At 60.0% G+C, this 8,903-nt stretch carries 9 protein-coding genes; 7 read left to right on the forward strand and 2 right to left on the reverse strand.

Features of this window, described 5'->3' with window-relative positions; translation table 11 throughout:
* Window positions 1-2 precede the first annotated feature (2 nt).
* Both ACR0KM_RS16145 and dksA read right to left on the reverse strand, forming a co-directional pair.
* Window positions 3-1,154: an FAD-dependent oxidoreductase gene (locus ACR0KM_RS16145; protein WP_480857365.1), complete on the reverse strand. Its 1,152-nt coding sequence runs from the start codon at window positions 1,152-1,154 to the stop codon at window positions 3-5.
* A gap of 71 nt (window positions 1,155-1,225) precedes the next feature.
* The gene (dksA, locus tag ACR0KM_RS16150) at window positions 1,226-1,648 is read right to left on the reverse strand and encodes an RNA polymerase-binding protein DksA (protein WP_170432517.1); all 423 of its coding nucleotides are present in this window, start codon (window positions 1,646-1,648) and stop codon (window positions 1,226-1,228) included.
* A 371-nt stretch (window positions 1,649-2,019) separates the two neighbouring features.
* On the opposite strand from dksA, the gene ACR0KM_RS16155 reads away from it, so the two are divergent.
* The 7 genes from ACR0KM_RS16155 (at window position 2,020) to ACR0KM_RS16185 (ending at window position 8,838) form a co-directional block, all read left to right on the forward strand.
* A complete protein-coding gene (locus tag ACR0KM_RS16155; RefSeq protein ID WP_480857364.1) occupies window positions 2,020-2,865 on the forward strand; it encodes an AAA family ATPase in 846 nt (281 codons plus the stop codon).
* 110 nt (window positions 2,866-2,975) lie between these two features.
* Window positions 2,976-3,425, forward strand: a complete 450-nt coding sequence (locus tag ACR0KM_RS16160) for an N-acetyltransferase family protein (protein ID WP_480857362.1) — start codon at window positions 2,976-2,978, stop codon at window positions 3,423-3,425.
* Complete coding sequence (locus ACR0KM_RS16165) at window positions 3,422-4,786, forward strand: DUF2927 domain-containing protein (RefSeq protein ID WP_480857360.1); 1,365 nt, start codon at window positions 3,422-3,424, stop codon at window positions 4,784-4,786. The genes ACR0KM_RS16160 and ACR0KM_RS16165 overlap by 4 nt, the downstream gene beginning before the upstream one ends.
* Before the next feature lie 6 nt (window positions 4,787-4,792).
* Window positions 4,793-4,960: a hypothetical protein gene (locus ACR0KM_RS16170; protein WP_480819723.1), complete on the forward strand. Its 168-nt coding sequence runs from the start codon at window positions 4,793-4,795 to the stop codon at window positions 4,958-4,960.
* A gap of 4 nt (window positions 4,961-4,964) precedes the next feature.
* A complete protein-coding gene (locus ACR0KM_RS16175; RefSeq protein ID WP_480857358.1) occupies window positions 4,965-6,149 on the forward strand; it encodes a vWA domain-containing protein in 1,185 nt (394 codons plus the stop codon).
* 159 nt (window positions 6,150-6,308) lie between these two features.
* Window positions 6,309-8,063, forward strand: a complete 1,755-nt coding sequence (locus ACR0KM_RS16180; protein WP_480857357.1) for a hypothetical protein — start codon at window positions 6,309-6,311, stop codon at window positions 8,061-8,063.
* A gap of 85 nt (window positions 8,064-8,148) precedes the next feature.
* A complete protein-coding gene (locus ACR0KM_RS16185; RefSeq protein ID WP_480819720.1) occupies window positions 8,149-8,838 on the forward strand; it encodes a M48 family metallopeptidase in 690 nt (229 codons plus the stop codon).
* The last annotated feature ends 65 nt before the right edge of the window (window positions 8,839-8,903 follow it).

Raw genomic sequence — 8,903 nt, forward strand, 5'->3', positions numbered from 1 at the left:
GGTCACGTGGTCGCGTCGTAGCTGTAAATCCAGTCGTATTTGCGCGACAATCGCGGCCCGATCACGGTCAGGGCCGCTTGGGCCGCCAGACGCATTGGGCCGCGCAGATGGAAATTCCGTGCATTCGAATTTGCGGCAGCCACCACCTGTTCGGCCCGTGGACGACGCTTGGCCTCATATGCCGAAAGGGCTTGTTTCACACCTGACTGATCCTCGAAAGCGCGGATCAGACCCCATGCGTCTTCCAGCGCCAGACACGCGCCTTGCGCCATGAACGGCAGCGTTGGGTGCGCCGCGTCACCCAACAGGGCGAGACGGCCGTTCTGCCAGCATTCGGCCACCGGACGCAGGAACAGCGCCCAAATATGGACCCGCTCAACGCGGCCGAGAAGATCGCCAACCGGGCCTCCGAAATCTGCAAAGCGGGCGCGCAGATCGTCGGGGTCGCCTTGACGTCGCCAGCCCTCCTCGCGCCAGTCCGAGCGTTCCTCGACGGCGACGATGTTCATCAGGCTTCGCTCGCGCAGCGGATAGCTGACCACGTGGCGCCCCGGCCCCATCGTCAGCGAGGCACGCGGTGTGTCCGAGCGATCTGACCATGGAACCGTCGCGCGCCATGCGATCTGATGGGTGAATTCCGGAGCTTCAGGACCGTTCAGCAGCGGGCGGATTGCGCTGCGACCGCCATCAGCGGCGATTGCGCATTCGGCGCGTAACCGTTCGCCTGAGTCCAGAACAACCTCAGCCTCTCCGGGATGTTTGCGGACCTCTGCAACGCGCGCACCCAAGCGGATGTTCACCCCTGCCTGCTCAGCAGCGCGATGCAGCAGATCCAGCAAATCGGCCCGGTGATAATAATAGGTAGTCCCCGCCTCAGGCCCGGCAACCCGGCTGATCACACGCCCTTTGCGATAGTCCCGCAATACGGTCCCGGCCGAGCGCTGACCGCCCTCAGGCACCTCACCGACCACGCCCAGCGCGCGCAGAACCACCATGCCGTTGGCGCTGATCTGAAGGCCGGCCCCGACCTCGGACAGTTCGGGGGCCTGTTCCAGCACAGTCACCTGCGCTCCGCGCTGGCGCAGCGCAAGCGCGGCAGACAACCCGCCGATGCCACCACCGATGATGCAGAATTTCAAACCCTTGATGTTCATGCCACCGCCATAACGCAAAAACGCCGGAGTGGAAGACCCCGGCGTTTGATGTTTCTGTCGATGTCCAGCGATCAATCGTCGCGGTGGACCTTTTCGCGCCGCTCATGACGCTCTTGCGCTTCCAGCGTCATGGTTGCGATCGGACGCGCATCCAGACGTTTCAACGAGATCGGATCGCCGGTCTTTTCGCAATACCCATATTCCCCTTCGTCGATCCGGCGCAGGGCCGAGTCGATCTTGGCCACCAGCTTGCGCTGACGATCGCGGGTGCGCAGTTCCAGCGCGCGGTCCGTTTCCTCGCTTGCGCGGTCGGCAACGTCCGGAATGTTGCGGGTATTATCCTGCAGCCCTTCGATCGTATCGCGGCTGCCTGCCAAAAGTTCGTTTTTCCAATCCAGCAGCTTGCGACGAAAATACTCAAGCTGACGATCATTCATGAACGGCTCATCTTCGGCCGGGCGGTAATCCTCCGGCAGAAAAACTTCCTGCTTCATTTCTGCTCCCTCAGTATGGGCTGAAACGTCGGTTGCATGTGTGTCACCAGACATTCGGCACCCCCTTCTGTCGAGCGTGTATCCGACCGCGCGGGGAATGTCACTATGCAAACTTGTCCCGCCCCGGCGCTGCTGCTCTGGCTATGTCTAAACATGAGACCAATAACAGCAAAACCTTTTTTCTTTGTGGAATTAAGCGGGCAATTTTCGGGCACACTGCAACCCATGGCATAGTCTGACGTCAACGAATCACGCCACAAGGCCCTCGGTCACAGCAAAGCGCGGGCGTCACGACGCAGCGATCCGGCTTGTCAAAAATGCTGCCTCTCTGTAACCCCGGGTTGCAACCGACCAACGCACATGAGGGTTCCATGACCGCACGCTTCCAAGGCACCGCTGAATATGTCGCCACCGACGATCTGACCATTGCCGTGAACGCTGCTGTGACGCTGGAACGCCCGCTGCTGGTCAAGGGCGAGCCCGGCACCGGCAAGACCGAACTGGCCAAGCAGGTGGCAGGCGCGCTGGGGCTGACAATGATCGAGTGGAACGTGAAATCCACGACCCGCGCGCAACAGGGTCTGTACGAATATGATGCGGTCAGCCGCCTGCGCGACAGCCAGCTGGGGGACGAGCGTGTCCATGACGTGTCCAACTACATCCGCAAGGGCAAGCTGTGGCAGGCGTTTGAAGCCGACGAAAAGGTTGTTCTGCTGATTGACGAGATCGACAAGGCCGATATCGAGTTTCCCAACGATCTGCTGCAGGAACTCGATAAGATGGAGTTCCACGTTTACGAGACCGGCGAGACGATCAGGGCCAAGCACCGCCCTATCGTCATCATCACCTCAAACAATGAAAAGGAACTGCCCGACGCTTTCCTGCGCCGCTGTTTCTTCCACTACATCCGCTTTCCGGACGAAGCCACCATGCGCCGCATCGTCGAAGTGCACCATCCCGGCATCAAGGATGCGCTGCTGACCACCGCGCTGACCCAGTTCTATGAAATCCGCGAGACGCAGGGGCTGAAGAAAAAGCCATCCACCTCGGAAGTGCTGGACTGGCTCAAGCTGCTGCTGGCCGAGGACCTGACGTCCGAGGACCTCAAACGCGACGGGGCCAATGCCCTGCCCAAGCTGCACGGTGCGCTGCTGAAGAACGAACAGGACGTGCATCTGTTCGAACGGCTTGCCTTTATGGCACGCAGCAAACGCTGATCCCCTGAACATCCGGCGATCACGGCTTGCCTTCTGCGGGGCCGGATGTCAGCATTGCAGCCACAAAAGCCCGACGCTGAAACGGGCCCCGCAGAGCAGGAAACCCGAACATGCCGACCGACCTCACCATCCGCCCTTTGCGCCCCGATGACCGGGCGGCGTGGGCCGAGATGTGGCGCGACTATTTGGCATTCTATGAATCCGAAGTCGCGAACGAGGTCTATGACAGCACATTCGCGCGCCTCTTAGGTGATGATCCGCAAGACTTTTCCTGCTTTGTGGCCGAACAGGATGGTGCCCTTGTTGGACTGACCCACTACCTGTTTCACCGCCATGCGTGGAAGGTGGAACGCGTCTGCTATCTGCAAGACCTCTACGCCCGCCCGCAGGCGCGCGGCACCGGTGTGGGACGCGCGCTGATTCAGGCCGTTTATGACGAGGCGGACCGGCAAGACGCCCCCGCCGTCTACTGGCTAACGCAGGAGTTCAATCACACCGCGCGCCAGCTTTATGACCGCATCGGCAAGTTAACGCCGTTTCTGAAGTATCAGCGCCCATGATGCGTCTGGGTGCAGCCCTCTTGCTGGCGACACTGTCTGCCTGCACATCGGTCGACCGAACCGAGCTGCCGACGCGCATCAAGGTGATCGAAGACGCGCTGCCACCGTCGAAAAGTTTCGGCACCGCCCGGCCCAGTGCCCCGGCCCGTTCCAACGCCAACATCGCGGCGGATTTCCTGTCGCTGCATTTCGCGCTGGAAAGCGGTGCCGAGTTGCCTGTGTTCACCCGGTTCGAAGGCCCGGTCACAGTGCGCCTGACCGGCACCCCTGCACCGTCGATGCAAACCGACCTTAGCCGTCTGCTCAGCCGTTTGCAGCGCGAGGCCCGGATCGACATCCGTCAGATCTCTGAGGGTGAGGCGAATATCACCATCGAAGCCGTCAGCCAGCGACAGATCCACCGCATCCTGCCACAGGCGGCTTGTTTCGTTGTCCCCAACTCTTCCAGTCTTGAGGAATACCGCCAGGACCGCCGCAAGGCCAAAAGCAACTGGACGCAGCTGCGCAGCCGCGAGCGGATCGGCATTTTCATCCCCTACGACGCCAGCCCGCAAGAGGTACGCGACTGTCTGCATGAAGAACTGGCACAGGCGCTTGGCCCCTTGAACGATCTTTATCGTCTGCCGGATTCCGTGTTCAACGACGACAATTTCCACACGGTGCTAACCGGCTTTGACATGCTGATCCTGCGCACCGCCTATGCGCCAGAACTGCAAAGCGGGATGACGCGCGAACAGGTGGCCGCCGTGCTGCCGAGCGTACTTAGCCGTCTGAATCCACGCGGTGACCGGATCGCCCCGCAACCGGTGTCCGAAACACCCCGCGCATGGATCAATGCGGTGCAGCGGGCTTTGGGGTCCGGCTCGGGGTCGGTCAAGCGGGTGCGGGCCGCGCAAGAGGCCGCGCGCATTGGCGCGCAGCAGGGCTGGACCGACCACCGCCGCGCCTATCCGCACTATCTGCTGGGTCGGATGGGACAATTCGACGATCCAGAAGCGGCACAACAGCAATATGCGCTGGCGCTGAGATACCTCGACGCGACACCGGGGACAGAGGTGCAACGCGCTCATGTCACGGCGCAGACCTCGGCGTTTGCGCTGGCGCGGGGACGCGGCGCAGATGCGCTGCCCGAATTGAATGAGGCCATCAAGGTCATGACACAGGCCGAGAACGCCGCCCTTCTGGCCACCCTTCTGCTGCTGAAATCCGAAGCATTGCGGCAATCCGGGCAGATTGATCAGGCACGCACCGTCAGGCTGGACAGCATCGGGTGGGCGCGCTACGGCTTCGGCTCGGAATTGGTGGTGCGCTCGGTGTCTGAGGGTCTTGCACAGGCGCCCACTTCAAACACGGGCGGGTAACAGCGGATGGTAGTGGTTCTGGGCATGGCGATTCTGGGTGCTCTTCTGGGCGTTCGTACCGCGCGCAAACGCAATGGCAGCGGCGCGGATATGGCGCAGTACGCCGCCGGTTACGGCATTGCCTTCGCCCTTCTGGGCCTGATCATCTCGCTGGTCCTTGTTCGAATGATCTGATCCCATGTTCTTGCCCTTCTTCGAAAACCTCCGCAAAGCTGGCATTCCCGTATCCCTGCGCGAATACCTGACCTTTCTGGAGGGTATGAAAAAGGGTCTGGCGACCTACGATGTCGAGGCGTTCTACTACCTCGCCCGCGTCTCGATGGTGAAGGACGAACGCAATATCGACAAGTTCGACCGCGCCTTTGCCGCCAGCTTCGAGGGGCTGAACGAGATCAGCTTTGATCAGGTGCTGGAGGCGGTGGATATCCCGGCAGACTGGCTTGAGAAGATGGCCGAAAAGCACCTCAGCGCCGAAGAAAAGGCCGAGATCGAGGCGTTGGGTGGCTTTGACAAGCTGATGGAGACGCTGCGCGAACGCCTCAAGGATCAACAGGGTCGCCATCAGGGTGGCAACAAGTGGATCGGCACCGCCGGGACCAGCCCGTTCGGGGCCTACGGCTATAACCCCGAAGGCGTGCGCATTGGCCAGAAGGAAAGCCGCCACCAGCGCGCTGTGAAGGTCTGGGACAAGCGCGAGTTTCGCAATCTGGATGACACCGTGGAACTGGGCACCCGCAACATCAAGGTCGCCCTGAAACGCCTGCGCCGCTGGGCCCGCGAGGGTGCTGCCGAAGAACTGGATCTGGACGGCACCATCCGCGCCACCGCCGAGCATGGCTATCTGGACGTCAAAACACGCCCCGAGCGTCACAACGCGGTCAAGGTTCTGCTGTTTCTGGACGTGGGCGGATCAATGGACCCGCATATCAAAGTGGTCGAGGAGTTGTTCTCGGCCGCACGAAGCGAGTTCAAGCATCTGGAATATTACTACTTCCACAATTGCCTCTATGAAGGTGTCTGGCGCGACAACCGCCGTCGCTGGGACCAGCAGACGCCGACCCACGAGGTTCTGCGCACCTACGGCCCGGACTACAAGTGCATCTTCGTTGGCGACGCTTCTATGAGCCCCTACGAGATCGCCTATCCCGGCGGTGCGAACGAGCACTGGAACCAGGAGGCCGGTCAGGTCTGGCTGCAGCGGGCGCGCGAACAGTGGACCTCGAACCTGTGGATCAATCCGGTCCCCGAGAAGTATTGGGAATATACGCATTCCATAGGCATGATCCGCGAGATTTTTGAGGATCGCATGGTGCCCATGACGCTGGCCGGACTGGAACAAGGCATGCGAGAACTGACGCGTTAAGCCGTTCTGGACACCGAATTGGTCCGATACTGGAAACAATCGATCAATATGTCGGCGATTCACCCCCTACATTGCTCGCATCAGAGACAATCATTGAAAACTCTCTGCCCCTCGCGAATTCGTGATATAAACGAAAATGGTTGAGGCTGGGGGGCTGAAATGACCAATTCTAAACTGCTGAAGATTCTGACATCCGTATTGACCATTACCGTGTTGGTTCTTGCATCTGGCGCTGTCGCAACTATCGCACTGGCACCAGACGCTGCCTATGCGAAGAGCGACAAAAGCAACGGGAACGGCAAGGGACGCGGCGGCAAGGGTAACTCGGGAAAAGGCAATAAAGGCGGCGACAAGGGAAAATCCGGCAAAGGTCAGGGCGACAAAAGCGCGGGGAAAGATACTGGTAAGGCCAAATCAGGAACCGCAGGCTCGAACAAAGCACTTGGCTTTAGCAAGAAGCATAAGAAGCAGAAAGCCAAGCCTCAGCGATCGGCCAAAAACAAAGGCCAGAACGGCAAGGTTCAAAGAACCACACTCGCCGGGTTTGGGCGTGAATTCAAACGCGATGTCGAGCAACTCTTTGGCAAACGCGTGCGAGCAAAATCCACATCAGGTGCGAAGTATACAAAGAAAACGCACCGCAAGGCGTCCGTTGCTCCGGTCGAGTACTCTCCACGTCCGGTTGCCCGCAAGGATTATGAGTATAAACCCCATAATGGTAAGAAATCTGACAAACGTCGGTACCGCGATCCGCTTGTTGCGGCGATCACCGCCCCCTATGGCTCGGACAAGTTGCGCAATCTGAATGCGTCCAAGGCGGCGGCACCGGCGTTCCGCAACGCCTCACCCAACAGCAATGTCGGCAAGATCGCGACCTATCAGGCTGCGGCGGAAACCTATTATGACCTGCGCGGAGACCTATATGAGGCACGCCGGGAGCTGCGTGATCTGAATGAGAGCTATGATGGCCGCAGCAGCGTAGACATCACCGATGATATTGCCGCGCTCGATCCCACAGACCCGAATTACGATGACGACCTCAGTGCGCTTGAGCGCGAACTGCGCGATGCAGAGACTTATGAGGAGGCGCGTGACGATCTGCGGGCGGATGTGCGGGATTTGAGATACGAAACCCGTGATGCTTTGCAGGATGCAGAGACCGCATTCTTTGACGCGTCGAAGGGACGGACGTTGACCAAGGGCACTCTGGGAGAGCTCCATGGATATCTCGATCTGCCGCAGCCGGGCTATCGGCACAAGGACGGGGCGACCATCCAGCCTGTGCCGTACGAGCCCGGTGCCTACGACTATTCGGACGACAAGAAGAACTACAAAGAAACCGATTACCGGCTGCGCTATGGCGATCGGTATTCCGACCGAAAGCAGGACCGCTACCGCTATTACCGCGATCCGCTTGTAGCGGCGATCACCGACCCCTATGGCTCGGACAAGCTGCGCAATCTGAATGCGTCCAAGGCCGCGGCCCCGGCGTTCCGCAACGCCTCACCTAACAGCAATGTCGGCAAGATCGCGACCTATCGGGCTGCGGCGGAAACCTATTATGACCTGCGCGGAGACCTATATGAGGCACGCCGGGACCTGCGTGATCTGAATGAGAGCTATGATGGCCGTAGCAGCGTAGACATCACCGATGATATTGCCGCGCTCGATCCCACAGACCCGAATTACGATGACGACCTCAGCGCGCTTGAGCGCGAACTGCGCGATGCGGAGACTTATGAGGAGGCGCGTGACGATCTGCGGGCGGATGTGCGGGATTTGAGAACAGACACCTTAGTTGCAGAGAAAGAAGCCGAACATGCGTTTTTTGAGGCTTCAAAGGGAGCGGTTTTGACCAAGCAGTCTCTCTCAGAGTTTCACTCGAACCTTCAACTGCCGTCGCCTGGCCGTTAGTGTTGGCCTTCCCAACACCCTCTGATCGGGTATAAGTCGGCGATAGCGGCTTGCCTCTGTAGGGCAGGCCGCCCATATCTAAAGCATGCTTCGTCTGACCCCGATCCTGTTGGCCATCGCCTATGCTGTCGTGATGTACCGGATTTCCGTCTGGCGCACCCATCGTGAACTGGATGCCAAATCGACGGAACTGGCCGATCCCGCGCTCAAGCGCATGACAGACCGATTGGCAGCCGCGTTGGAGATTGATCGGGTGCCGGTCTACATCTACGAGATCGATCCGGTGAACGGGCTGGCCGCTCCGGATGGGCGGATTTTCATAACCCGCGGGTTCTATCGCAAATTCCGCAACGGAGAGGTCTCGGCCGAGGAAATGGCCAGCGTGATTGCGCATGAATTGGGTCATGTCGCTTTGGGGCATGCACGGCGACGGATGATCGATTTTTCCGGCCAGAACGCGATGCGGGCCGCGCTGATGATGTTGCTGAACCGGTTCATTCCCTTCATCGGCGCGTGGATCGCAAACATGCTGACCCATCTTCTGGCCTCGCGCCTGTCGCGGGGGGATGAATATGAGGCGGATGAATATGCCGCCGCGTTGCTGACCAAGGCCGGGATCGGGATCGGGCCTCAGAAATCGCTGTTTCATAAGCTGGAAGAATTGACGGAGCAGCGCGCCGGGGTGGTTCCGGCTTGGTTGATGAGCCATCCCAAGACGGATGAGCGGATCGCGGCGTTGGAGGCATTGGAGCAGCGCTGGGGGGCGGGCGGATAGGTTTGGGTGCAAGGGGGGGTGCCCCTCGCGCTCCCCGGGATATTTTTTGGCACTTGAAGGGGGGA

It is taken from the genome of Ruegeria sp. G10, assembly GCF_056533645.1.

What these genes read in the sequence shown, in the direction of transcription:
- ACR0KM_RS16155 (WP_480857364.1), top strand. Translation starts at nt 2,020, where the DNA reads ATGACCGCACGCTTCCAAGGCACCGCTGAATATGTCGCCACCGACGAT.
- ACR0KM_RS16160 (WP_480857362.1), top strand. Translation starts at nt 2,976, where the DNA reads ATGCCGACCGACCTCACCATCCGCCCTTTGCGCCCCGATGACCGGGCG.
- ACR0KM_RS16175 (WP_480857358.1), top strand. Translation starts at nt 4,965, where the DNA reads ATGTTCTTGCCCTTCTTCGAAAACCTCCGCAAAGCTGGCATTCCCGTA.
- ACR0KM_RS16185 (WP_480819720.1), top strand. Translation starts at nt 8,149, where the DNA reads ATGCTTCGTCTGACCCCGATCCTGTTGGCCATCGCCTATGCTGTCGTG.
- ACR0KM_RS16145 (WP_480857365.1), bottom strand. Translation starts at nt 1,154, where the DNA reads ATGAACATCAAGGGTTTGAAATTCTGCATCATCGGTGGTGGCATCGGC.
- ACR0KM_RS16165 (WP_480857360.1), top strand. Translation starts at nt 3,422, where the DNA reads ATGATGCGTCTGGGTGCAGCCCTCTTGCTGGCGACACTGTCTGCCTGC.
- ACR0KM_RS16180 (WP_480857357.1), top strand. Translation starts at nt 6,309, where the DNA reads ATGACCAATTCTAAACTGCTGAAGATTCTGACATCCGTATTGACCATT.
- dksA (WP_170432517.1), bottom strand. Translation starts at nt 1,648, where the DNA reads ATGAAGCAGGAAGTTTTTCTGCCGGAGGATTACCGCCCGGCCGAAGAT.
- ACR0KM_RS16170 (WP_480819723.1), top strand. Translation starts at nt 4,793, where the DNA reads ATGGTAGTGGTTCTGGGCATGGCGATTCTGGGTGCTCTTCTGGGCGTT.